Raw genomic sequence first — 24,055 nt, 5'->3', positions numbered from 1 at the left:
TCCTAATTTACGAAAAAATCTTTACTTTCCTAAAAATCCTGTTCTTTCTATCAAAGATCAGCAGTTCAACGATAAGCAAAAATAAAGCTATCCATGCCACAAGCTGAAACTGTTCATCATATTCTGAATAAACTTTGCTGTCGAGCTCTGTTTTCTTCATTTTGTCGATTTCTTTCTGTAAAGCTTTCAATGCGGAATTTGTATTATCGGCTCTAACATACATACCCTTTCCAGCAGCGGCTATTTCCTGGCACATTTGCTCATTAAGCATAGTTATAACCACATTTCCGTCTTTATCCTTCATGTAATTGTTTGTTCCCTGCAATGGAATAGGAGCACCTTTAGGCAAACCAATACCAACAATATTGACATGAATGCCTTTTTCTGCAGCAGCAGAAGCAGCTCCGATAGCATCATCTTCATGGTTTTCGCCATCCGTGATAAGCACAATCGTTTTATCCGAAGTTTCATTAGGAGTAAAAGAGCGTGCAGCCAGATTAATGGCAGCGCCGATTGAAGTACCCTGAGCAGAAACCATGGATGGATTGATGGATGTTAAAAACATCTTGGCAGAAATGTAATCGGATGTAATGGGAAGCTGCGTAAATGCATCTCCCGCAAAAACGATCAATCCCACTTTATCATCGGTAAAACCATCTGTTAGTTTGGAAAGCATCTGCTTCGATTTTTCCAGACGATTAGGCGAAACGTCTTCAGCCAACATAGAGTTGGATACATCCAGACAAACCATTATCTCTACCCCCTGACGCTTAACAGTTTCAAGTTTCGAGCCAAACTGAGGTCCTGCTATTACAAAAATAATTGCAGCCACAGCTCCAAATATGAACCAAAACTTCAAAAACTGTCGTTTGGGTGATACTTCGGGCATCAATTGCGACAGAATTTCAGGATTTCCCAATCTCTTTATTGCCTTTCTCTTCTGCAAGTATGCATAAACATATACTGCAAGCAATACCGGGAGAATAAACAGCAAGTATAAAAACTCGGGATTTGCAAAACGAAACATAAGCCTATTATTTATGGAATATTTCTAAACAATGTATATCTCAATAAAATCTCCATCAGCAATAATGCAAATATGAGTAAAGCAAGGTCTTTATATTCTTCCTGCTTCTTGCTATATTGCTGCACGCTGATTTTTACTTTTTCCATCTGATCAATTTCAGAATAGATCGACTTTAAGCTGGCATTGTCTGTAGCCCTGAAGTATTTACCTCCTGTTGTTACGGCAATCTCGTTTAAAGTTTTCTCATCAATTTCAACTTTTACATTCTGATATTGAACACCAAAAGCTGTTTGGAAAGGATATGGAGCTTCTCCCTGGGTACCAACCCCAATCGTATAAACCCTGATACCAAAAGTTTTAGCAATCTCGGCAGCTGTTACAGGAGCTATTTCACCCATATTATTGGATCCATCGGTAAGTAATATAATTACTTTCGATTTAGCCTGACTGTCTTTGATACGGCTAACAGCATTGGCTAGCCCCAATCCTACAGCTGTACCATCTTCAATCATACCACTTTGAATATCTTTAAACAGATTAAGCAAAACCGTATGATCGGTAGTAAGCGGACATTGAGTAAAGCTTTCTCCCGAAAATACAACTAATCCAATGTTATCGTTTGGCCGGCCATTCACAAAAGCCGCCGCCACATCTTTTGCAGCTTCCAGACGGTTAGGTTTCAGGTCCTGGGCCAGCATACTACTCGATATATCCATCGCCATTACAATATCGATACCCTCAGTTGTTGTATTCTCCCAATTGTCAGTAGACTGAGGCCTTGCAAGAACAACAATAAGTAGCGCGATAACTACAACTCGCAATACAAAAGGCAGATGTCTTAAGTGTACCTTGTAAGATGTTGCTTGCGGAGCATCAAATGCCTGCGAAGAGGATATCTGAAAACTTGCCTGTTTTTTACGGAGTTTCCATATATACCATCCAATAAGCGGGATAAGCAACAACAATAAAAACAGATATGTAGGATTTGCAAATACCATTTTATTCTTTTATTTCTGTTGATTCTTTTGATTCTTCAGGAGATGCCACTTCAACTACTTTTGTTTGATTAACAAAAAGATATGCATTCATCAGACTCAATTCATTCTCATCGGGAAGCGGATGCAGCTTGGCAAACTTCACAAAATCGGCCAATTCAAGAATCTGCTTCAAACTATTATACGACGAATTGGCTTCACTTTCCAAACGGATAAGCTCCAGAATTTCTCCGGAAGTCATCTCCATTGCATTGATTCCAAAACGATTTACCATATACTTGCGCAAGGTATCTGTAAGCAAGGTATAGTATTCTTTATTTCTACCTTGTTGCCAGAGTTTCTGTTGCTTGATTTCATCCAGTTCTTTCATGGCCATCTCAAAAGGAGGAAGTTTAGGTTCCTGTTTCTTAAATGGTATGATTGACTGTCTGTTTCTAAGTCTTTTCAATATATATCCGATCAGACAAATCAGAAAGCAAGCAAACAATACTCCGTAGATGAGAAGATAATAGTCCGCTAAAACAAATCGAGGATCCCAAGTATCCTTAATATCATTAAATTCATCCGGTTTATCAATGTTTACAGGAATGGTGGAAACCTTTAAAGCAACCTGATTCGAGTAAATCGTATCCGTCTGATCAATTACCTTAAAAGGAGGTAACAGATACAAAGACGAGTCGAATGAGGTAATCAAAATATCCTGCTTGATTAGCAACCTGTTGTTATCAATAACCGTTGTATCGGCCTTGGCAATATTCAGCACCTCCACCCCGGTCATCAGGGTATCGTTAGGTATAGGAACAATCACATTTTTACCATTATCGGTTGTAATGGTAAGATGCAATACGGTCTGTTCACCAATCAGTATAGCTGCAGAATCGATTGAAACATCAATCAGGGTCTGTTGCGCATATAGTTTTGTTCCTTGCAAGAAAGACAATACGATCGCAATAAACAAAATGCCTTTATTTATGTATCTCATTTGCATGCTTAATTACGTTTTTCAAATAGAGCGATCAACGCTTTGACATAATCTTCATCGGTACGGACAGAAACCGAGTCGACACGACATTTTTTAAATGCGTTGTTCATTTCATTTTGCCGTGTATTCCACCATTCACTAAAAGCACTACGTACTTTGGCCGACGAACTGTCTATCCAACGTTCGGCACCCGTTTCGGCATCTTTCACCTTCATCAGTCCAACCGAAGGAAGTTCAGTTTCACGCTGGTCATACACTTGAATCGCCACCACATCATGCTTTCTGTTTGCAATAGTCAGCGCATCTTTAAATCCGCCCTTATCTATAAAGTCGGAAATAAGAAAAGCCGTACAGCGTTTTTTAATTGCGTTTGTGAGGTATTTCAATACCAGGCTGATATCCGTTTTTGTATCATCAGGCTTAAAGTCGATCAATTCGCGGATGATATACAGTATATGCTTCTTTCCCTTCTGAGGCGGAATAAACTTTTCAATTTTATCCGAGAAAAACAGTACTCCGATCTTATCATTGTTCTGAATTGCCGAAAAAGCAAGAGTCGCCGCTATTTCTGTAATTATTTCTTTCTTCATAACATTTACAGAACCGAAGTCCCGACTTCCGGAAACATCAATCATCAGCATAACCGTAAGTTCACGCTCTTCTTCAAACACCTTAACATAAGGACGTATATAGCGGGCCGTAACATTCCAGTCGATATCCCGGATGTCATCGCCATACTGATATTCCCGAACCTCGCTAAAAGCCATCCCCCTACCTTTGAAGGCCGAATGATATTGACCCGCAAAAATATTACGGGACAATCCGCGGGTTTTAATCTCTATCCTACGAACTTTCTTTAATAGTTCACTTGTTTCCATAGTAACCACATTCTTGGTTTAAACTAAATTTCCTCACTCACTTCCGTTATATGTTCTATGCAATGTCGCAGATGAGTAACTCGGTCTCAAAACATAAAACAAATAATAGCGGAATAGACAGTTCGAAAAAAATCAAGGAACTTCTACTTTATTAAGTATTTCGCTTATAATCTCTTCTGATGTCAGGTTATTTGCCTCTGCTTCATAACTTAAACCAATACGGTGACGCATCACGTCGTGACAAACCGCACGGATATCTTCGGGGATAACATATCCTCTTCGTTTAATAAATGCGTATGCACGAGCCGCCAACGCCAGGTTGATGGATGCACGGGGAGATGCACCGAATGATATCATATTGGATAGATTTGCCAAGCCATGTTCCTGAGGGAAACGGGTTGCAAATACGATATCAACAATGTATCGTTCTATTTTTTCGTCCAGGTAAACATCACGAACCACTTTACGAGCCTCAATGATTTCCTGTTTAGTAAGAACCGGTTTGATTTCATTCTTTATTCCGGAGATATTCTGACGGATAATTAGTTTCTCTTCTTCCTTTTTGGGGTAATTAATGACCACTTTAAGCATAAAACGGTCAACCTGAGCTTCGGGAAGCGGATAGGTTCCTTCTTGTTCGATGGGGTTCTGGGTAGCCATCACCAAGAATGGTTCCGGTAATTTAAATGTATGCTCACTGATTGTAACCTGACGTTCCTGCATAGCCTCAAGCAGAGCACTCTGCACCTTTGCCGGAGCACGGTTTATTTCATCTGCCAAAACAAAGTTCGCAAAAACAGGACCTTGCTTAACGTGAAAATCTTCGTTCTTCTGACTGTAAATCATGGTACCCACAACGTCTGCAGGCAACAAATCGGGTGTAAACTGAATACGGCTATATTTGGCATCAATCAACGAAGCCAGCGTTTTTATGGCCAGGGTTTTTGCCAAACCGGGAACACCTTCCAAAAGGATGTGTCCATCCGAAAGCAGACCAATCATTAATGATTCAACTAAATGCTTCTGACCTACGATCACCTGATCCATTCCCATGGTAATCATGTTCACAAACGAACTTTTGCTTTCAATTCGCTCATTCAACTCACGAATGTCTACTGTCTGACTCATAGAATTATTTGATTATATTGTTTGTTATTCTTTTTCTTTTTAAAACGCAGCACAAAAATAGAAATGTTAAAACCGTATTCCTTACTTTACCAGTTAAATAATGCTAACCAAAGCAACTCTTATGGCATAAGTTTATTAAAATAGTTTATCACTCCTTTAAAATCTCAGTTTGAAGCGCTGCGGCCTTCCGAATGGACTGCTCATCATTCGCATCAATATTATATGTTTCGGGCACCGGGATATGTATCTTAGTCCCGATAGCAACACTGTTTGGGTTGGGTATAGATTCCTTATTTGCTAGATAAAGATATACCCAGAAGATTTTATGTCCGTAATACTTCAACGAGATCAAAGTGAGTCTGTCTCCCGTTTGAATTACGACCGTATCCATGTATTTTGTTTTTACTTGCTCCGTTTGCATAGTACCCTGAGGTTCTGAAACCACCTCCGGCACAGAATCCTTCTCATTTGAAGGAATAGAATCAGACTCATCGAAAACAGAATCAGTCGGGGCGGGCGTTTCAGTCGGTATCGCTGAAACACTTTCAATCATAATCGGCACTGCATTTCTCACCTCAAGAGATTGGAAATAAAAAAACAGGGCAACAGAAGCTGTCACAAGCAATCCACCAACAATGATATAGAAAAAAGTTTTAGTTGCAGTATGGCCGTGTTTACGTCTCTTTTTAGGTTTTGCTTCCGGAGCGACAAATGCTACCGGATCTTTTGCTGAAAGAGAAGCCAGCTTAGCCCGTATTATTTCTTCTCTGTTTTCGGTCTGCTCTTTTTCTTTATCCTGATTGTCAACCTGTGAGCTTGATTCAATTTCGGGAGTCAACTCATTTGCCTGCGAGTCTGGGATAGTATCAACTACTTCAGATGCAAGATCTGCTTCCGGAGACTCATCTATCTCTTCAGAGAGAGTCTCATCCATGTTTATCGAATCTTCAACTTCAATAGGATCTTCTTCTTTGGGATTTTCCATTTCTATAGTTTCTTCATTATAAGGCTCTGAAACTTCCTCCGGAGAATCGTCTGAAACCGGAGAATCTACCGTATCTATTTGTCCATTCGGCTGTTTATCGATAGTCAAAGCTTCTTCCGGGGAATGAATTTCCGGCAAGTCCTCCGGATCAGCAAGCTCTTCGGTCATTTCTTTGTCCAGGAAACCGTTAATCCTGTTTTCAGTCACAGAAGACTTCGGTAAAGACAAATCCTCTCCATCTTCATTTGCATCCGATTCTAAATCAGAATCTACATCGTCTTCATCTGAGTCGTCAGCCATTTCCATATCCTGGAACGAAGCTGCATCTCCAATTTCAGTTGTCTCAAAAATAGAAAACGGACGATTAACCAATTCCTTTAATTCGTTATCAGGTAAAAATGAACACTTGTAATGAGCCGGAATCAAAATACGTTCACCCGTATTTACATGAATACTTTCACGATCCTCCACCAATACAATTTTAAAGGTACCCAATCCTTTTACCTTCACCATTTTGTCTGAAAACAGCCCTTCAGATACAACCGTAATAAATTCGCGTATAAAACGTTCAGTTTCATACACGTCTTTACCACTTTTGACAGATAACAACGTGGCTAATTCCTGTATAGTCAACTTGTTATTCATTATCTGCCATCTCCTTTAATTTTGCTTTAAGGATTGTTGCCGGTTTAAACACGGCTACAAGCTTCGGAGGAACCAGGTAACGCTTCCCGTTGGCCGGATTTACAGAAATCCGGTCAGACTTTTTCTTCACCTCAAAATGTCCGAAATCTGGAAGAGATACAATATCATTTTCAATTAAATGAGTCCCAACAATCGAACAAAAAGAATCAAGCATATCAATAACCTCCTGGGACTTCATACCCAAGCGGTCGGACAATTCGGAAATCAACTCTTTGTTTTTCATATCAGTATCTTCATTAAATCAGAATACGTGCTATTTTACTTATTCTTTGCAAATGCACAAAAGATAGTTGATTGATAAAAATCAATCAACTATCTTTCCATATAAATCAAAAGCCTGAGAATCTGTAATTTCAACAAAATACATTTCTCCTACTTTAAGTTCTTTTTCTTTGGAAATAAGAATTTCCGGATCCACTTCAGGCGAATCAAACTGCGATCGTCCCACATAGAAATCGGGTTCTTCCCTATCAACAATCACTTTAAGAATCTTTCCTACTTTAGCTTCGTTCAACTCCGTAGAGATCCGCTCCTGAATCCGCATGATATAATCCATTCTTTCCTGTTTTGTTTCCTGAGGGATTACATCTTCAAAATGGTTATAGGAATAGGTGTCCGCTTCATGACTATATGTAAAAGCACCCATACGCTCAAAACGCATCTCTTTTACAAATGCGACCAATTCTTCGAAATCCTGATCAGTTTCACCCGGGTGACCAACCATCAGGGTAGTACGCACATGAATACCCGGAACCTCTTTACGTATACGTTCAAGGAGTTCGTATGTCTGCTCTTTTGTAATATTCCTACGCATATTCTTCAGCATATTATCGCTGATATGCTGTAATGCTATATCAAGGTATTTACATACATTATCACGTTCGCGCATTACACGTAACAAATCGTAGGGGAAATGAGCCGGATAGGCATAATGAAGTCGTATCCACTCAACGCCCGGTATATCTGAAATCCGTTCAATTAATTCGGGTAAAGCCATGCGTTTATATAAATCCAACCCATAATAGGTAAGATCCTGCGCAATAACCTGGAATTCCTTTACGCCCCTTTTTACAAGCAATTTAACTTCTGCTTCAATATCCTCAATCGGTCTGGAATGATACTTACCTGTAATAATAGGAATAGAGCAATAAGAACAAGTGCGATCACAACCTTCGCCAATTTTCAAATACGCATAATGTTTGGGAGTAGTAAGCATACGGTCGTCCGACAATTCATTGTGATAGGCTTTGCCTAAATCAGACAACACCTCTTTCCAGTTGAATTTGCCGTAAAACTTATCCACCTCGGGTAATTCCCGTTTAAGGTCGTCCAGGAAGCGTTCGGTAAGGCATCCCATAGCTATCAGCTTGCCAATTTTACCATTCTTTTTGGCTTCTGCCAGTTGAAGAATCATATTAATGGATTCTTCCTGTGCATCACCAATAAAACCGCAGGTGTTAACCACTACGATTTCGCCGTTTATCTTTTTCGGATCGTGCTCCACAGTATACCCATTCGCCTTGAACTGACGCATTAACTGCTCAGAATCAACCAGGTTTTTGGAACACCCCAATGTAATAATATCAACTTTATTTTTTCTCATATATAAAAATGGAGAAAGAAGAGCAAGCCCTTCTTTGTATATTTATTCTCCGAATAATGAATTTACAAACTCTTTTCTCTGAAATACCTGAAGATCTTCCATACCTTCACCCAGTCCGATATATTTTACGGGTATTCGGAAGTGATCTGATATACCTATAACCACTCCCCCTTTAGCCGTTCCGTCTAATTTAGTGATCGCAAGTGCATTTACTTCCGTAGCAGCCGTAAACTGCTTAGCTTGTTCAAAAGCATTCTGTCCGGTCGATCCATCTAAAACCAGCAGAATTTCGTGTGGAGCATCCGGAACAACCTTCTTCATCACATTTTTTATTTTGGTAAGCTCGTTCATCAGGTTTATCTTGTTATGGAGACGTCCAGCAGTATCAATAATAACCACATCCGCATCATTGGCAACAGCCGAATTCAAGGTATCGTAAGCAACCGAAGCCGGATCAGAGCCCATCTTCTGTTTTATCACAGACACCCCTACCCGTTCGCCCCAGATTACCAACTGCTCTACCGCTGCAGCACGGAAGGTATCAGCAGCACCCAGATACACTTTTTTCCCTGCTTTTTTAAATTGATAAGCAAGTTTGCCAATTGTAGTGGTTTTACCCACGCCATTCACTCCTACAACCATAATTACATACGGCTTCTTATCATCCGGAGTTGTAAATCCCTCCGTATCTTCTGTATTGTTTTCGGTAAGCAGACTGGCTATCTCATCACGCAGAATGGCCGTAAGCTCTTGCGTATTTACAAATTTATCTGAGGCCACCCTCTTCTCGATGCGGGAAATAATTTTAAGTGTAGTATCCACTCCAACGTCCGAAGTGATAAGTACCTCCTCCAGATTATCCAATACTTCATCGTCTACCTTGCTCTTGCCGGCAATTGCCCGGGCAATCTTGGTAAATACATTTTCTTTTGTCTTCGATAATCCCTTATCTAATGTCTCTTTTTTTTCTTTACTGAAAAAGCTGAAAATACCCATACTTTATATTGCTAGTTTATACCACTCTAATTATTGCGCTAAAGTACAAAAAATATTGTTTAGAACATTAACTCATTCTGTTTTTGTAATCTTCGTAGCCAAACGATCTGTAAAGTACAAGCTCGTCCTCTTTGCTCCACAAGGCCAATGAAGGGTGTGGAATACCATTGAACATAGATGTTTTAACAATCGTATAATGAATCATATCTTCAAAAATGACTTTATCACCCACTTCAAGCGGTTTGTCGAACGACCAGTCTCCCATATAATCGCCACTCAGACAGCTGTTTCCTCCAATCCGGTAGGTAGGTTTACCTTCCACGGCGTCCGTAGCATTCCGTATAGCCGGTTTGTAAGGCATTTCAAGGCAGTCGGGCATATGACAGGTGAATGAAGCATCAATAATCGCTGTTTTAATACCTTTATTCTCCACGATATCCACCACTGTAGTAAGTAAAAAACCGGTTTGCCAGGCAAAAGCGCTTCCAGGCTCCATAATTATTTCCAGATTTGGATATTTAGTTTTAAATGCACGAAGTACAGAAACCAGGTGAGCCGTATCGTAATCTTTTCGGGTCATCAGATGACCTCCTCCCATATTCAGCCATTTAACCTGAGAAAGAAGCGTCCCGAATTTTTTATCAACCTCCTGCAAAGTCCTTTCAAGATCATACGAAGAAGATTCGCACAAGGTATGAAAATGTAACCCTTCCACTCCTTCCGGCAAAGTTTCGCCCAATAAATCACGTACGATCCCCATACGTGAACCTGGAGCGCACGGATTATACAAATCGGTCTCCACATCCGAAAATTCCGGATTAATACGTAGGCCGCATGAAATGCCACGTCCATCAGCCTTCACCAGCGGATAAAAACGGTCAAACTGAGAAAGAGAGTTGAAAGTGATGTGACTACTATACTTCAGAATAGCCGGAAAATCAGCCTCGGTATATGCAGGAGAATAGGTGTGCGCCGGGCTACCCATCTCTTCGAAAGCCAACTGCGCTTCAAATTTTGAACTGGCAGTGGAATATGGAATGTATTCCCGCACAATCGGAAACGATTTCCACAAAGCAAAAGCTTTAAAGGCAAGAATAATATTTACTCCCGCTTCCTCCTTCACTCTTTTTATTAAGGCAAGGTTATTGCGTAACAATTTTTCCTCCATTACGTAGCAAGGAGATGGAATCGCATTTAAATCTATCATACTTAAATCAATATTATCATAATTCAGGCTGCAAAGGTAATTAAAAAAACCCTAAATCACCTGCTACATCTTATATCTAAACAAGTGTAAGTTTTGCAAACTTAAGAAGCAACTGTTTTTGTCCGAAGTTATCAAATAAAACGGTTGCTTTCTGATTGGCATCTGTCCCTTCAATCTGAAGAATTTCACCCTCACCAAATCGCTCGTGACGCACCCTGCAGCCCGGTTGTAAATTACTATTCAATGCCGAAACATTCCCGCCGGAAGTAGCCGCATCATTTATTTTAGTAAGGTGTGAAACACGTTGTTGTGCAGCAGCTGTAACAGGCGAACTGAATACATCCTCGGCTTTCGTCTGATTACGGAATGAGGATAGAGCTGCCGACTGATACTCAGCTCGTTTTGATTGGAAAGTATCTTCAGTTGAAGCAACTGACGGAATATCCAAAAATTCGGCATCAATATCTTTCAGAAACCTGCTGGGCGAACAAATAGAACTCTGTCCGTTACGGAAACGGCTTTTGGCATACGTGAGCAGACAATTTTCTTCGGCGCGGGTAATAGCTACATAAAACAGGCGACGTTCCTCCTCGATAGCCCGAAGACTATCCTTAGCCATAAGCGAAGGGAAAAGATCCTCTTCCAGTCCAACTACGATTACATTTTTAAACTCCAATCCTTTAGCCGCATGAACAGTCATCATCGTCACCTTGTTGGCATTTTCATTTTTGTCGTTATCCTGATCAGTCAGCAGTGAAACCTCCGACAGGAAATCGGCCAGCTTAACTGATTCGGCTCCTTCTTCCAATTTTAATTCGGCGAACTCCGAAATACCTTTTATCAACTCCTGTAAGTTCTCCTGTTTACTGATCCCCTCCACGGAGCGGTCCTGAAAAAGAGAACCCACAATTCCCGTTTCCTTTACAACAACAGCAGCCAATTCCTCTACAGAAAGTTGATCATTTTTAAGCATAAAGCTCTCAAGAAGTTCCCTGAATGCGTTCAGTTTGTTGGCAGTACCACTGTTGACCGGCAACTTGTAGGCAGCCGGATCCTGTAATACAGTCCACAAACTCACTTCATTATCGGATGAAGCAGCAATCAACTTATTCACAGTCGTTTCGCCGATTCCTCTGGTTGGATAATTTATAATACGCTTCAGGGCCTCTTCATCGTGCGGATTAACAATCACACGGAAATAAGAAATAATATCCTTTATCTCCTTCCTCTGATAAAATGACAGTCCTCCATAAATCTTATAAGGAATGTTTCGTTTACGCAATGCCTCCTCCAGGATACGGCTTTGTGCATTCGTCCGATATAGAATGGCAAAGTCAGAATAGGTATAGTGCGTTCCAGCCATACGCATCTCGGCAATCTTTCCGGCCACCACATACCCCTCTTCATAATCCGAATACGAAGAGATTACACGAATCTTCTCTCCTACGCTATTTTCAGAATAAACCGTTTTATGAATCTGCTCTTTATTTTTATGAATTAAGCTATTGGCCGCATTTACAATAGATTGCGTAGAGCGATAATTCCGTTCAAGCTTAAATATTTTGCATCCCGGATACACATTCTTAAACTGAAGAATATTGTCAATATTAGCACCCCTGAAAGAATAGATACTTTGCGCATCATCTCCAACTACACAGATACGCTGATGTAGTTCGCTTAAGCGCTGTACAATTAAATGCTGGGCAAAATTGGTATCCTGATACTCGTCCACTAAAATATACCGAAAGAATCGTCTGTATTTTTCCAACACCTCCGGAAAATCCCGAAACAAAATATTGGTCTGCAGCAACAAATCATCAAAATCCATCGCACCGGCCTGTTTACAACGAGCCTGATATCGCTTGTAAATCTCCGCAATCAAAGGCATCTTCGAATGTTGATCGGCCTCAATCAGCTCCTTGCTTTGTTCGTAGGCCTTAACCGTAATCAACGAATTCTTAGCATTTGAGATCCTGCTCTGAACTGTACCGATCCGATATACCTTATCGTCCAGCTGCATCTCTTTCATGATAGATTTAAGCAGACTCTTCGAATCGGCCGAATCATAGATGGTAAATGCAGAAGGATACCCCAGATAAGAGGCTTCACTTCTTAAAATACGGGAAAATATGGAGTGAAACGTGCCCATCCACAGTCGGCGAGCCTGTTGTTCACCCACAATAGAGGCGATACGCTCCTTCATCTCACGGGCAGCTTTATTTGTAAATGTAAGGGCCAGAATAGATTGAGGGGGAAAACCCTGATGAAGCAGATAGGCGATTTTATAGGTAAGCACCCTCGTTTTTCCTGAACCGGCACCTGCAATAACAAGCGAAGGTCCCTCGGAATAGGTAACCGCTTGAAGCTGACTTTCGTTTAATTGACTTAGATACTCTTCCACTGAATTAAATTAAATGAATAAGATGATAAGATAGCTTATTGTAAAGCCGATTTACGAATTTCTATCAATTCGGGATCAAAGCCCTCTTTTTCCAAAAGACCAAGTATTCCGCTAATGATCAATTCAAAGCGCTCATTCGCGCGGATACAGATACTTTTAAGCACAGAAGATGGCAATTTCAATATTTCAATTGGTTCTATCAAGCCATTTTTGAACACATAATCGGCCTCCTGTGGAGAGACAAAGGATGCAATCCGCCACTCCTTTTCATCCGACAGAGCCGGATCTTTCAGCTCAAGACATGCATTGTACATCATTGAGAAAAATCTTGTTCGCACACTGAAGCGGCTGTGCTCCTCGTCAAAATCGAAAGTATCATATTCACTTTCAAATTGTTTGACAAATACATCCATCACTGCCGCGTCATCATATTTACACTTAAGTAGAAATTTATTATTATTCATACAGTATTCTACTAAGGCTTTATAATCCAATCCTACAGCAACCTGTACGGCACTTTTCCCGGCTGCTTTCCACCAAGGCATTGAATCCTGACACTCGGTAAGCAGATAGATATACATCTCTTGTTCGGGGCCGACCAACATCCTGCGGTCATTTCTAAAAAAAGGAACCTCCACCTTGCTTGATTCAGCGGGAATTTGATGATTTAACTCATACATTCCTATCGCCTTCCTCAATATAGATAAGCCATAAGGCTCTCCGGATGCATCCTTAGAATACATATAATTGGATAGCTCCATGCCTAGAAAGCCGCTTTCTCCAGCTCCGCTAAGCATTTTAAAAAAAGACTCCAATGTCGTATAATGATATAATTCCATGCTGTAAATTTCTTTTGAACCACAAATATAGCTATTGTGGAAGAAAACAAGGCAATTTAAAATAATAAAGCCGGTCTTATCACTAGGACCGGCTTATTATAAGTATTGAAAATCCCTAATCCTACCCTCGCGAACAAGATTCAGGTAAATTATATAGAATAAATCTGCAATTAAAATAAACAGCAGACCATACTCCAGTTAAATGTTAAATAATAAAGAATGTTCTATTACACTCATAAACATGGATTCATTGATATAAGTTTGAAAATATGCTATATAACAGCTCTGTATTAAAATATCGGCAATAAAAAGACTTTTACTGGTAACCTTCACATCAATAAAAAAGCCCGACTCTCACGAGCCGGACTTCTGTCTGCTTAAAATTTGAAATAAATTTCAAATTGCAAATATAATAATTTATTTATTATAGATAACTATTTTTTCTATTTATATTAAAAGTTCTATTTACTTAGTTCTATTCTTTTAAGCCAATGCTATCGAACAGCTCTGTAAGTTACATTTGAAGTAGCCTGATTTGTTGCAAGAACCAATATTTCTGCCACCTGAACATGAGCTGGCGCCGAAGCCGCAAAATAAACAGATTCGGCAACATCACTTCCTGATAAAGGTTTGATCCCTTTATAGAAATTATCTGCAGCGTCTTTATCACCTCTGTAACGTACCACCGAAAAGTTTGTCTCAACCAATCCGGGCTTAATATTCGTAACCCGCAAAGGGGTATCGACTAAATCCTGTCTAAGGCCATCGGACAAAGTCTTAACCGCAGCTTTAGTTGCACAGTAGACACTTCCCCCCGGATAAGCCGCATCACCGGCAATGGAACCGATATTTATAATATGCCCCACACCCCGTTGAACCATACCGGGGGTGACCAGCCTTGTTATATTCAGCAATCCCTTTATGTTGGTATCAATCACGATATCCCACTCTTCCAATACACCTTCAAACTCCTTATCAAAACCAATCACAAGTCCGGCATTGTTTACCAGAACATCAATCGACTTCCATTTTCCCTCCAACGATTCGATCGCCACTTTTGCTCTTTCCCGATCGCGCACATCAAAAGGTAACAACAACACCTCAATTCCAAAATCAGCTTCCAGCTCAACCTTTAACTCATTTAGTTTATCCTGGTTACGACCATTCAATATCAAGTTTGCTCCCTCTGAAGCAAACTTGCGTGCACAACCCTCACCAATGCCACTTGTAGCTCCGGTAATGAAAATTATTTTATCCTTCATTGTTCGTTTAATTTAAAATGCCCGAAAGGTAAGGAAGAATTAAAAGGCAACCAAACTAACACCTATAAAAAAAGAGAGCCCGACTCTCCCGAGCAAGACTCCCGCCTGTTTAATTATTTAAAAAATTCACTTTACAAAACTACTAAAATATTCGAAATTAAATGTATAATAGCAGTAATTAAGTCCATTTTTTGCTTAGTTAACACTTTAAATTAACATATAACATATTATAAAAGCATTAAAACTACCATTTTGCAACCTATCCTTAATCGATTCTTCCCACATTCATCTAGTAGAAAAGTAAACCATTAATCAATTTTAAATAAAAGAATCTTAATTGAAACTATCATAAATTCCGAATTTAAACTAGTTTCACCTATTTCTGGCGGGTATAATTAACCGACCAAACCTCCTTCTCACTCTTGTAAAAGACTTGTTTTGCCGTACCGTCTTTACTAAATTCCAGCGTCGCATTCATTGCTGCTTTATCCGGAGTTGCAATATCATGTATCATAACAGAATTAATCATATTATTTGCAGTAAACCACCAAGCATATACAACAGGATCCGACCCTTTAATATGTTCTGTTTCAATAAATTTACCACTTCTTTTATCATATACCACAGAAGACTTTCCTTCGGATATAAGTTTCCCCTTTACCATCATTTTAAGGTCGAAAAGTAAGACATTATCTTTGAACTCGCCATTACTAGACCAGACAAAAGAGGTATCTTTTCCCATTTCACCCTTCCATGTTCCGGCAAATTGTTTAACAAGTTCCATTTGATTCAAACCTCCAGTCGATTTATCAATCAACGGTCTTGTAATAAAGGTTTCCGAACCATATGCCATCTTCCACCCCTTATCCGTATTCTTAAACAACATGGTCCATATACCCGATTCATCCAAAGTTACGCGTCCGTCTTTATAGTGTACCGTATCCGTGTAATTAGCTACATACAGCACACTGGTATTATCCGGAAATGCAAACTGTTCATCCAGAATTGTTATTTTCTGACTCTTCATCTCGGCAAAAATAGGTATCACATTTTCAACAAACTCCTTATGAGTAATCACATTTCCATTCATCATATAGAGAAAATCGGGCGAATCAAGTATAGCTCCGGTCAGCGCATCCGCATTAACTTCATCACAGGCTTTACGAATCTCGTTGGCGGCCGCTTTTACTTCACCCTGAATTTTATCTTTTTCGGCTTTAGATAATGGAGAAGTTGATTGTGTGGTACAAGCAAATAAAGGAATAAGCAATAAAAATAACAGCCATTTAGTTTTCATAACATTTAGTTTTTAGCGTAAAACAAAACTTATAATCCACTTATAATAAAACAAATAGAAAATATATTTGTTTGATAAATCATTTACCAAAATTGTATTATCTTTGTTGTCAACCACAGAAAGAATATTCATCTTTTAAACTATTTAAGTCATGATCAGAAAAACTTTGTTTATCTTAATTTCAGGCCTGCTTTTAACTGCCTGCAACACTCCGGAAAAAGAAAAACAGGAAACTACAGACAACGCACCGGAGACTAAAATTGCAACAACCGATGCTATTACCGGAGCAAGCAGTGAACCGGCAATCATTTTAAATATTTCGAAAGAGGAAGGATTAACGAAGGTTTCCGACTTCCTGAAAGATTGTCACCCCTATTATCTGGCCACGGTAGAAAACAACATTCCAGCAGTACGGCCCATCGGGATAGCACTCAATTACGATGGTAAGCTCTGGTTCCATATAGGAGAACAAAAAGCATCGTTCAGACAAATAAAGAACAATCCCCATATCGAAATAGCCTCTCTCAACTCAAAAGGACAATGCATGAGGATATTCGGAAAAGCTGTAATCATGGAAAATGATTCAGTGGATAAAATCGTTTTCGAAAAATATCCCAACCTCAAAGAAATGTACAATACCGAGCATAAACAAAAGCTGGGACACTTTTACATCAGCGAAGGCGTAGCCAATCTCCCAACAGATTCGGGAACTGTAATAATAAAATTCTGAGAAATGAAAGTCGTATCGCTAAAATGTATCAAATCAGACTAAGCTCTTTAGCGATACGACAGGCTTCGATCGAATTATTTACCTGAAGTTTTTCCAATATATTCTGTCGGTGCCGGCTTACCGTTTTCACACTTATCGATAATAAAGAGGCAATATCTTTACTCATCTTCCCTTTATCAATCAGCTTTAAAATCTCCTTCTCCCTACCGGTTAAAAGGTCATTACAATTATGGTTTACAAGGTCGGTTTGTTGTCCCGACAATGAATCTACTATAACGTTCCGGGGGTTGGTTCCTGCAAATAAATTATAAAGGCACAAAGCCAGCCATATACTTCCGTTCGAATAGCTGGCAACATAAAACATACGATGTAATACCTGAACATAAATATCATCGGCATCACGCATCCGTATAATACTTTCCAGATAATAATCCGATCGACGGACTTTCGGTATACTTTTAAGGAAATTAAAAAACCGAAGCTCCTGTACATGCTTTTGCTTCAAATCATCAGGGTGGATACGGGTTAATATTGCCTCCTCCCAGATAGATCCAACAGTATGCATATCCCCTCGTTTGGCCATGCCCAGCTGTTCTGCTATACCTCCATAATAAATGAAGCTTACATTTGACTTCAAATCGCTTAACACTGCAATGGCATTTTCTACTTTCGAATAATTGAAAGCGATCTGTTTACAGTCATTCAGCCGTTCCTGCTGTTTTAATTCATCAGAGAATGACTGCTTCAGCAACTCTTCGCTCAGTTGACTCACAATATCCATATGGGAAGAAGTAAAATGGTTATTAATCAGTATTGCTGTATTATCAATATAGCATTACTTTTGCAAAAGTAATTAAAAGAAAGCGCATACGGTCAAGGAGATTCAGAAACCATGAGAGGTTTTTTAATCTCAACGGCAGAACCAATAATTTACAAATAATAAATAATATGAAAAAGAAAAAAGCTTTCGTGGCCCTATTAATAGCAATAGCTGTACAATCAGGATTTGCTCAGTCGTTAGAAAAGATGCAATGGTTCAACGAACCGCAAAAATGGGAAATTAAGGACAAAACTTTATCCATGCTTGTAACTCCTCAAAGCGATTACTGGAGAATTTCGCACTACGGATTTACTGTAGACGATGCCCCCTTTTACTACACTACTTACGGTGGAGAATTTGAGGTGAAAGTGAAAATTACGGGTAATTACAAAGAACGCTTTGATCAAGCCGGTTTAATGCTTCGTATTGATCATGAAAACTACATCAAAGCAGGGATTGAATACGTAGACGGCAAGTATAACCTAAGCACCGTGGTGACACATAAAACCAGCGACTGGAGTGTTATTTCACTAGAAAAATCCATCCCGTATATTTGGATAAAAGCTGTAAGGCGACTGGATGCCGTCGAAGTTTTTTATTCGTTTGACGACAAAACCTATACAATGATGCGCAATGCATGGCTGCAAGACAATACGCCGGTAATGGTAGGATTAATGGCTGCCTGTCCGGATGGAAATGGTTTTGATGTAAAATTTGAACATTTCACCGTAAAACATTTAGCAGATATGCGCAGACTGGAATGGCTGAAGAATAATACCGGTAAATAAAACGCACAAAAGATTTACTCCACCCCCATTCCGGAGATAAAGGTATCAAAGAAACCTTTAATCTTACTCAGAATGCGTTCGCTTACCAATTTGCGCTCTTTAACGGGTGGATTTCCATCATTGCGTAACTTCAGGATTTCATCCCTTAGCGGTTCACGCTGAGTGAATATGTAATCGGAAATGATTTTTTCAACTTTATCAAACAGCAGGTTTTCATCGGAGCACAACTTCATGAAAGCCTGCTGTTGTTCTTCTGTCCAAAAACGCTCAAAAGCATCCGGGATGGCATCCGAATCCTCAATAGCAGGCAAATTCTCACGAATAAACTTCTCAATCAGTTCACGTTTGCTCCGGAGCTGCGTCTCACCCGCAATCAGTTTAACAATCTCCGCATGGCGCCTCTCTTTGTCGGGATTATCCTTTAAATTGGCCAATAACTTCAGGATGTAAACCACATTGATTTCATCTTTATGAATCAGTTCCAACTCAAAATCCACATCATCCAGAATAGAAACCTTCTCCTTTTGCGAATCAGACTTAACCTTATCATGCAAATCGAGGTACTTACTTTTGTAATCATCAAAAAGCTGCTCATCCATGGGCAGATCCTCAAAGCAGAAATCAGAGAAAGTAGTCAGCACATTCTTCACCCGCATCACTTCGCGGAACGCCTTAATAAACTCCAGCTCTTCCTCTTCGCTCCGCAAATCATTCACACTATCCACCGTAGGAGTAACCTGCTGCAAATGCTCGTAAGCAGCTTCAAACCGCTTTACATACTCCTCATAAGGCTCCATTAAGATCACTTCCCTCGCATCCTTGTTGCTAAACAAAGTAATCGCATCATCTGTAGCCTGCTTCAAGTTACGGAACACCACTATATTGCCCTGCGACTTCTGTTCGTTCAGCACACGGTTGGTACGCGAATAAGCCTGAATCAAACCATGGAACTTCAAGTTCTTGTCCACATACAACGTATTAAGCGGCTTGCTATCGAAACCTGTTAGAAACATATTAACAACCAACAGAATATCAATCTCACGAGCCTTTACACGCTTTGAAATATCATTATAGTAATTATAAAACGACACACTATCCCGGGTGGAGAAATTTGTTTGGAACATGCCGTTATAATCTTCAATAAACTCGTCCAACTTCTCGCGGCTATGCACATTCAATCCATACAAAGCCCTTGCCTCCTCCACAATGGAAACCTCCTCGGGTAGAAACCCGTTAGCATCACGGTCGGCTTCATTAGCCGCATAACTAAATATCGTTGCAATACGCAGATTATGCTCTCCCGCCTTCTTTTTTGACTTAAACAATTCATAATACTGGATAAGCACATCCACACTACTCACGCAAAACATAGCCGTAAACTCCCTGCTGTGCGTTTTACGGTCGTGGTTAGCCACAATATAGTCCGCAATCTTGCCAAGTCGAGCAGGCGAACGCATCAACTCCTCTCTGTCAATATCTTCAACCTCAATATCAATATTAGTCCTGCTCCCATCCTTATTTTGGTAACGCCCTACATACTCCACCGAAAACTTCAGCACATTCTCATCCTTTATGGCATCCGTAATCACGTATTTATGTAAGCACTCGCCAAACAATTCATGGGTTGTACGCTTGCCATGCTCATTTTTAACGGCATTATCCGCAAAAATGGGAGTACCAGTAAAGCCAAAGAACTGCGTATCCTCAAAATAATTCTCAATCCGCTTGTGCGTTTCGCCAAACTGGCTCCGGTGACACTCGTCAAAAATGAAAATAATCCGTTCACTTTTGACCGACTTCAGCCGATATTCGTGGCGCTTCTTGCTGATAGCCGTATTCAATTTCTGAATGGTGGTAACAATAAGTTTGGTATTATCTTCAAGCTGGCGAACCAAAATATCCGTGCTCTCGGTACTATCGACACTCCCCTTGCTGAAACCATTAAACTCCTTGGAAGTCTGGTAATCCAAATCCCTGCGATCCACCACAAAAACCACCTTCTTCACCTCCGGCATATTCATGATAATCTGACTCGCCTTAAAGGAGGTAAGCGTCTTTCCCGAACCCGTAGTATGCCAGATATACCCATTCTTTGTAGAGTTTTTAACCCTATCTATCAAAGCCTCCACCGCATAATACTGATAAGGCCTTAACACCATCAGCACCTTATACGTCTGATTCAATACAATATACTTGCAAATCATTTTAGACACATGGCAGGTATCCAGAAATGAAAATGTAAACTTGTCGAGCTGCGTAATCAGCTTATTATTGGGGTCGCTCCAAAAGAACGTCTGCTTAAACGATTGCGATTTATTGTTGGCATAATACTTTGTATTCACACCGTTGGAGATAACAAAAATCTGAATAAACTGAAACAGAGCCAACGAAGCCCCGTAAGAATGACGATGGTAGCGATTGGTCTGATTAAAAGCCTCCTTCAGTTCAATCCCCCTGCGTTTCAGTTCTATCTGTACCAATGGCAGCCCATTAATCAGCAACGTAACATCGTACCGGTTTTTATATTTCCCCTCCATAGTAACCTGGTTGGTAACCTGGAACAAGTTCTGACACCAATTCTCCTGATTCAAGAAATCGAAATACAAATCCTCCCCATTATCCCGTACAATATGCTGTTTCTCACGCAGAGTAACTGCCTTGTCGAATACAGAACCTTTACTTAAGATATTCAGTACCCGTTGAAACTCCAACTCGGTAAATTCAATTCCGTTGTGCTTTTCCAACTGCAATTTCAAATTGCCCAACAAATCCCTTTCATCCTTGATAGGCACATACGTATAACCCAACAGCTGAAGCTGAGTCACCAAATTATTTTCCAACACTTGTTCCGGTTGAGTAGTCATTTAATTTTATAATAAGTCATTAACTAAAATACAAAACTAGTAATAATATTTTACTATTCATAAATACTATTTAAGCCATTAATATTTTGAATCATCTCCATCTTTGCTGTAACGGAGATAGAATTTATTAACTGCAGCATCCGTAAAGTGCCACTCTTTAATTTCTCTATTATCGCAATCTCTTCTGAAGACCTTTTTGATGGCCACCTTTTTGGGAAGGTTCTTTATTTCACTTATATAGAAATCATTCCTGATTTGAATATCATCGCCGGAATTTCTCATCGAATAAGTGATGATATTACTGAAGGTAACAGGCGAATTTGCCGACGTAAATTTAAGCGGTCTCACCTGTTTCTTTGAGGGAAACAACAGTAAATTACAATCACGGTAAAGAGTTTCATAAATTGAATATTCAGAAAAATATTTGGCGGTATGCGGAGGAATAGCAACGATAGGCTCCTCAGAGTAAGTAACCTGGCTTGAAGTGGCTGTAGACTTTTCCTTGGCATCTGTTCCTCCAAACAGACCAGGCATCAACACACTTAAATCGGCAATCTTAGAAGCCTTGCCATCTTCCGAAACACTATTCAGCACCGGCAATCCATTCTTGAAGCCCCACACACTGACGGTCTGCTGATTTGAAAAACTCTGTGACACACTCCTTGCGAACGTTCTGTTAAGCGAATAATCGTAAGCGATCCCATTCTTCACAAAGAAACTTTCCGCCAGATTCACATAAATAGTAAGATCCGATTTATTATGAAAAAGAAAACCAGCGTTTCCCCCCTCCGACCACAAGTTATAATACACTTTACAATTTGCATCCTCAAAGAACAAAGCATTCTGTTCTGATTTAAGGTTATCGCACTGAGTGGTAGCCACCTGAAAGAAAGTTGATTTACACGAGCTCAAAGCCAGAACTACAAACAACGAAAGAAATAAATGTTTCATAATAGTAATACGTTTATCCCTATTCCCTCTGGATAAAATTAAAATAATAAAGCGGGGAATCAACCTAGAAAGGTCCGCTTTATACTAACTGTGTGTTCAAAAAATATTGATTAAAAAAATATATGTTTCAGTCTTCAATCCTCAAAATATATCCGCAAGAATATTTAAATTCAGCAGTGCATTCTCTGCAAGGTAATGGTTTTGATTCTCTAAATTCTTCCAATGTCATTCTATTTCCTTCCATTTTTTTGCAATTTAAAGATTCATTATCACTCGTAAATAAAGTAACAAAGGGCTTTTTATCTATCTGTTTTACCATATATGCATCCCCTCTTGATTTTAATTCAAATAATAGTGTTGCATATCTTTCAGCTTCCTCCAAAAGCTCCAAATTCAAACACTTACGTAATACAATATTGCATATTTGACTAGCATCTGCAAATTCATTTTTTTTACAAAGCATGGCAATTCGAAAATCAGCATAACTTAACATAAAATTATCTTCTGTTCCAGATATATTTTCAACAAAATACTTATTCCGAAACTGATTATACTCATCCTCAGATTTCCACAACGATTGATAAATTTCATAATTTTGCTTATCAATATAAAACTTATCTAACAACATTCTTAGATGATTACCTTCAGTTTCATTAAGCAAGACTGCAATATCTTCATTGGGTTTCTTAATACGAATCATCTTCTCCTTGCAAAACTTACATTTCTGAGTTCTTACTGGGAACTTTTCAAGTTTTTTATTACAATAAGGACATATTGCTTCTTTTTGCAAACTCTTGTAAACAGAAAAATCTATCACATCAAACGGATTAAGATTCCATTTTGATTTTTCCACTACTGATGTATCTTTTACTACTACCCTACTTTTACTTAAAGCATTGTTATTGTTTTTTATCCCCCAATAAATAACATATAAAACAACAATAAATCCTATTACTAAAATTATTTCCATCACCAATCTTCATTTAAATTAATAGTTGTAAACATATTAGTAAAATCATAATTCAAGAGAGGTGCTGCACTTTTGAGGAAACTCTTTTTTAAAATACCCTTAGATGATATGGCAAAGTCTTTTAGTTTGAATTCATCGCCTTTATGGACTAATCCATTTGTAAATGAATACACTGCTTTAAGATCCCTAATAGTAACTCTGTAACGGTTATCTTTAATTTCAATTAAAACAAATCCTGTAAAACTTGAATCTCTTACATAAAGTGGAATTTGCATTGAGCTTTTGCCTTGTTTTTTATATGAAACATCAAAAGGTTTTATTGTTCCTGTAATTGTATTATCGGTTTCACTTTCTATTATCAATACTCCTTTTTGTATCAAATTCTTTTTAATATCTTCAATGGATATATCTGTATCATATATAGCCTGCCATACCAATTCACCATCTTCAGATAAAAAGTTATATGTACTATTCTCATCAATTTTCTCCTGGCTTGAATAAAATTCATAAGATTCTGATTGGATAGCTAATAAAGGGCAGAAGCTCACAAAATAGATTATCAAAATTAAGTAGGTGCTTTTCATAAATAAATTTTTAAATATTAAAATTAACAAATGTATTCAAATA

Annotated in this window: 21 protein-coding genes; 2 read left to right on the top strand and 19 right to left on the bottom strand. The window is 39.1% G+C overall.

Annotation, left to right across the window (positions count from 1 at the left end):
- Window positions 1-7 precede the first annotated feature (7 nt).
- From AB7E53_RS00680 to AB7E53_RS00615, 14 genes are all read right to left on the bottom strand, one after another.
- Entirely contained in the window at window positions 8-1,027 is a 1,020-nt protein-coding gene (locus AB7E53_RS00680) for a vWA domain-containing protein (RefSeq protein ID WP_446773599.1), read from the bottom strand.
- 11 nt (window positions 1,028-1,038) lie between these two features.
- Window positions 1,039-2,025 (bottom strand): vWA domain-containing protein, encoded by a 987-nt coding sequence (locus AB7E53_RS00675; RefSeq protein WP_179398348.1) that lies wholly within the window; start codon window positions 2,023-2,025, stop codon window positions 1,039-1,041.
- 1 nt (window position 2,026) lies between these two features.
- Window positions 2,027-3,004 carry a hypothetical protein gene (locus tag AB7E53_RS00670; RefSeq protein WP_446773597.1) on the bottom strand — a complete coding sequence of 326 codons (978 nt, stop codon included), beginning with the start codon at window positions 3,002-3,004 and terminating at the stop codon, window positions 2,027-2,029.
- Window positions 3,005-3,012: 8 nt separating this feature from the next.
- Window positions 3,013-3,882 carry a DUF58 domain-containing protein gene (locus tag AB7E53_RS00665; protein ID WP_079683101.1) on the bottom strand — a complete coding sequence of 290 codons (870 nt, stop codon included), beginning with the start codon at window positions 3,880-3,882 and terminating at the stop codon, window positions 3,013-3,015.
- Between the two features lie 132 nt (window positions 3,883-4,014).
- Window positions 4,015-5,010 (bottom strand): AAA family ATPase, encoded by a 996-nt coding sequence (locus AB7E53_RS00660; RefSeq protein WP_068185313.1) that lies wholly within the window; start codon window positions 5,008-5,010, stop codon window positions 4,015-4,017.
- A 148-nt stretch (window positions 5,011-5,158) separates the two neighbouring features.
- Window positions 5,159-6,640, bottom strand: coding sequence for an HU family DNA-binding protein (locus AB7E53_RS00655; RefSeq protein ID WP_446773595.1), 1,482 nt, complete (start codon window positions 6,638-6,640; stop codon window positions 5,159-5,161).
- Window positions 6,633-6,923 (bottom strand): HU family DNA-binding protein, encoded by a 291-nt coding sequence (locus AB7E53_RS00650; protein ID WP_446771771.1) that lies wholly within the window; start codon window positions 6,921-6,923, stop codon window positions 6,633-6,635. The genes AB7E53_RS00655 and AB7E53_RS00650 overlap by 8 nt, the downstream gene beginning before the upstream one ends.
- Before the next feature lie 81 nt (window positions 6,924-7,004).
- On the bottom strand, window positions 7,005-8,303 hold the full coding sequence (gene rimO, locus AB7E53_RS00645; protein WP_068185319.1) for a 30S ribosomal protein S12 methylthiotransferase RimO: 1,299 nt from the start codon (window positions 8,301-8,303) through the stop codon (window positions 7,005-7,007).
- 42 nt (window positions 8,304-8,345) lie between these two features.
- Window positions 8,346-9,299, bottom strand: a complete 954-nt coding sequence (ftsY, locus tag AB7E53_RS00640) for a signal recognition particle-docking protein FtsY (protein ID WP_079683104.1) — start codon at window positions 9,297-9,299, stop codon at window positions 8,346-8,348.
- 67 nt (window positions 9,300-9,366) lie between these two features.
- Window positions 9,367-10,506 carry a carboxynorspermidine decarboxylase gene (gene nspC, locus AB7E53_RS00635; protein WP_079683105.1) on the bottom strand — a complete coding sequence of 380 codons (1,140 nt, stop codon included), beginning with the start codon at window positions 10,504-10,506 and terminating at the stop codon, window positions 9,367-9,369.
- 76 nt (window positions 10,507-10,582) lie between these two features.
- Window positions 10,583-12,907: an ATP-dependent helicase gene (locus tag AB7E53_RS00630; RefSeq protein ID WP_446773593.1), complete on the bottom strand. Its 2,325-nt coding sequence runs from the start codon at window positions 12,905-12,907 to the stop codon at window positions 10,583-10,585.
- Window positions 12,908-12,942: 35 nt separating this feature from the next.
- Window positions 12,943-13,746, bottom strand: coding sequence for a hypothetical protein (locus AB7E53_RS00625; RefSeq protein ID WP_446773591.1), 804 nt, complete (start codon window positions 13,744-13,746; stop codon window positions 12,943-12,945).
- 494 nt (window positions 13,747-14,240) lie between these two features.
- Window positions 14,241-15,008 (bottom strand): SDR family NAD(P)-dependent oxidoreductase, encoded by a 768-nt coding sequence (locus tag AB7E53_RS00620; protein WP_421467275.1) that lies wholly within the window; start codon window positions 15,006-15,008, stop codon window positions 14,241-14,243.
- A gap of 376 nt (window positions 15,009-15,384) precedes the next feature.
- Window positions 15,385-16,305 (bottom strand): nuclear transport factor 2 family protein, encoded by a 921-nt coding sequence (locus AB7E53_RS00615; RefSeq protein WP_446773589.1) that lies wholly within the window; start codon window positions 16,303-16,305, stop codon window positions 15,385-15,387.
- A gap of 151 nt (window positions 16,306-16,456) precedes the next feature.
- Here AB7E53_RS00615 and AB7E53_RS00610 point away from each other — a divergent pair, with 151 nt between their 5' ends.
- Entirely contained in the window at window positions 16,457-17,035 is a 579-nt protein-coding gene (locus AB7E53_RS00610; protein WP_446772517.1) for a pyridoxamine 5'-phosphate oxidase family protein, read from the top strand.
- Window positions 17,036-17,063: 28 nt separating this feature from the next.
- Here AB7E53_RS00610 and AB7E53_RS00605 read toward each other — a convergent pair whose 3' ends face one another.
- Entirely contained in the window at window positions 17,064-17,816 is a 753-nt protein-coding gene (locus tag AB7E53_RS00605) for a response regulator transcription factor (RefSeq protein ID WP_446773586.1), read from the bottom strand.
- 167 nt (window positions 17,817-17,983) lie between these two features.
- Here AB7E53_RS00605 and AB7E53_RS00600 point away from each other — a divergent pair, with 167 nt between their 5' ends.
- A complete protein-coding gene (locus AB7E53_RS00600) occupies window positions 17,984-18,643 on the top strand; it encodes a DUF1349 domain-containing protein (protein ID WP_446773584.1) in 660 nt (219 codons plus the stop codon).
- Window positions 18,644-18,657: 14 nt separating this feature from the next.
- On the opposite strand, the gene AB7E53_RS00595 is transcribed toward AB7E53_RS00600, so the two are convergent.
- The 4 genes from AB7E53_RS00595 to AB7E53_RS00580 form a co-directional block, all read right to left on the bottom strand.
- Window positions 18,658-21,507, bottom strand: a complete 2,850-nt coding sequence (locus AB7E53_RS00595) for a type I restriction endonuclease subunit R (protein ID WP_446773582.1) — start codon at window positions 21,505-21,507, stop codon at window positions 18,658-18,660.
- Between the two features lie 78 nt (window positions 21,508-21,585).
- Window positions 21,586-22,458, bottom strand: coding sequence for a hypothetical protein (locus tag AB7E53_RS00590; RefSeq protein ID WP_446773580.1), 873 nt, complete (start codon window positions 22,456-22,458; stop codon window positions 21,586-21,588).
- A 127-nt stretch (window positions 22,459-22,585) separates the two neighbouring features.
- A complete protein-coding gene (locus AB7E53_RS00585) occupies window positions 22,586-23,428 on the bottom strand; it encodes a hypothetical protein (protein WP_446773578.1) in 843 nt (280 codons plus the stop codon).
- Entirely contained in the window at window positions 23,428-24,012 is a 585-nt protein-coding gene (locus AB7E53_RS00580) for a hypothetical protein (protein WP_446773576.1), read from the bottom strand. Before AB7E53_RS00580 ends, AB7E53_RS00585 begins: the two co-directional genes overlap by 1 nt.
- Window positions 24,013-24,055: the final 43 nt, after the last annotated feature.

This window comes from Macellibacteroides sp., from assembly GCF_050251695.1.
In the GTDB taxonomy this organism is placed as follows: Bacteria; Bacteroidota; Bacteroidia; order Bacteroidales; family Tannerellaceae; genus Macellibacteroides; species Macellibacteroides fermentans.
The sequence above is the reverse complement of the archived record's forward strand: the minus strand, read 5'-3'. Positions and strand labels throughout refer to the sequence as shown.

Bases quoted from the DNA above. Each gene is read 5' to 3' on its own strand.
- AB7E53_RS00680 (WP_446773599.1), bottom strand. From the start codon at position 1,027: ATGTTTCGTTTTGCAAATCCCGAGTTTTTATACTTGCTGTTTATTCTC.
- AB7E53_RS00675 (WP_179398348.1), bottom strand. From the start codon at position 2,025: ATGGTATTTGCAAATCCTACATATCTGTTTTTATTGTTGTTGCTTATC.
- AB7E53_RS00670 (WP_446773597.1), bottom strand. From the start codon at position 3,004: ATGAGATACATAAATAAAGGCATTTTGTTTATTGCGATCGTATTGTCT.
- AB7E53_RS00665 (WP_079683101.1), bottom strand. From the start codon at position 3,882: ATGGAAACAAGTGAACTATTAAAGAAAGTTCGTAGGATAGAGATTAAA.
- AB7E53_RS00660 (WP_068185313.1), bottom strand. From the start codon at position 5,010: ATGAGTCAGACAGTAGACATTCGTGAGTTGAATGAGCGAATTGAAAGC.
- AB7E53_RS00655 (WP_446773595.1), bottom strand. From the start codon at position 6,640: ATGAATAACAAGTTGACTATACAGGAATTAGCCACGTTGTTATCTGTC.
- AB7E53_RS00650 (WP_446771771.1), bottom strand. From the start codon at position 6,923: ATGAAAAACAAAGAGTTGATTTCCGAATTGTCCGACCGCTTGGGTATG.
- rimO (WP_068185319.1), bottom strand. From the start codon at position 8,303: ATGAGAAAAAATAAAGTTGATATTATTACATTGGGGTGTTCCAAAAAC.
- ftsY (WP_079683104.1), bottom strand. From the start codon at position 9,299: ATGGGTATTTTCAGCTTTTTCAGTAAAGAAAAAAAAGAGACATTAGAT.
- nspC (WP_079683105.1), bottom strand. From the start codon at position 10,506: ATGATAGATTTAAATGCGATTCCATCTCCTTGCTACGTAATGGAGGAA.
- AB7E53_RS00625 (WP_446773591.1), bottom strand. From the start codon at position 13,746: ATGGAATTATATCATTATACGACATTGGAGTCTTTTTTTAAAATGCTT.
- AB7E53_RS00620 (WP_421467275.1), bottom strand. From the start codon at position 15,008: ATGAAGGATAAAATAATTTTCATTACCGGAGCTACAAGTGGCATTGGT.
- AB7E53_RS00615 (WP_446773589.1), bottom strand. From the start codon at position 16,305: ATGAAAACTAAATGGCTGTTATTTTTATTGCTTATTCCTTTATTTGCT.
- AB7E53_RS00610 (WP_446772517.1), top strand. From the start codon at position 16,457: ATGATCAGAAAAACTTTGTTTATCTTAATTTCAGGCCTGCTTTTAACT.
- AB7E53_RS00605 (WP_446773586.1), bottom strand. From the start codon at position 17,816: ATGGATATTGTGAGTCAACTGAGCGAAGAGTTGCTGAAGCAGTCATTC.
- AB7E53_RS00600 (WP_446773584.1), top strand. From the start codon at position 17,984: ATGAAAAAGAAAAAAGCTTTCGTGGCCCTATTAATAGCAATAGCTGTA.
- AB7E53_RS00595 (WP_446773582.1), bottom strand. From the start codon at position 21,507: ATGACTACTCAACCGGAACAAGTGTTGGAAAATAATTTGGTGACTCAG.
- AB7E53_RS00590 (WP_446773580.1), bottom strand. From the start codon at position 22,458: ATGAAACATTTATTTCTTTCGTTGTTTGTAGTTCTGGCTTTGAGCTCG.
- AB7E53_RS00585 (WP_446773578.1), bottom strand. From the start codon at position 23,428: ATGGAAATAATTTTAGTAATAGGATTTATTGTTGTTTTATATGTTATT.
- AB7E53_RS00580 (WP_446773576.1), bottom strand. From the start codon at position 24,012: ATGAAAAGCACCTACTTAATTTTGATAATCTATTTTGTGAGCTTCTGC.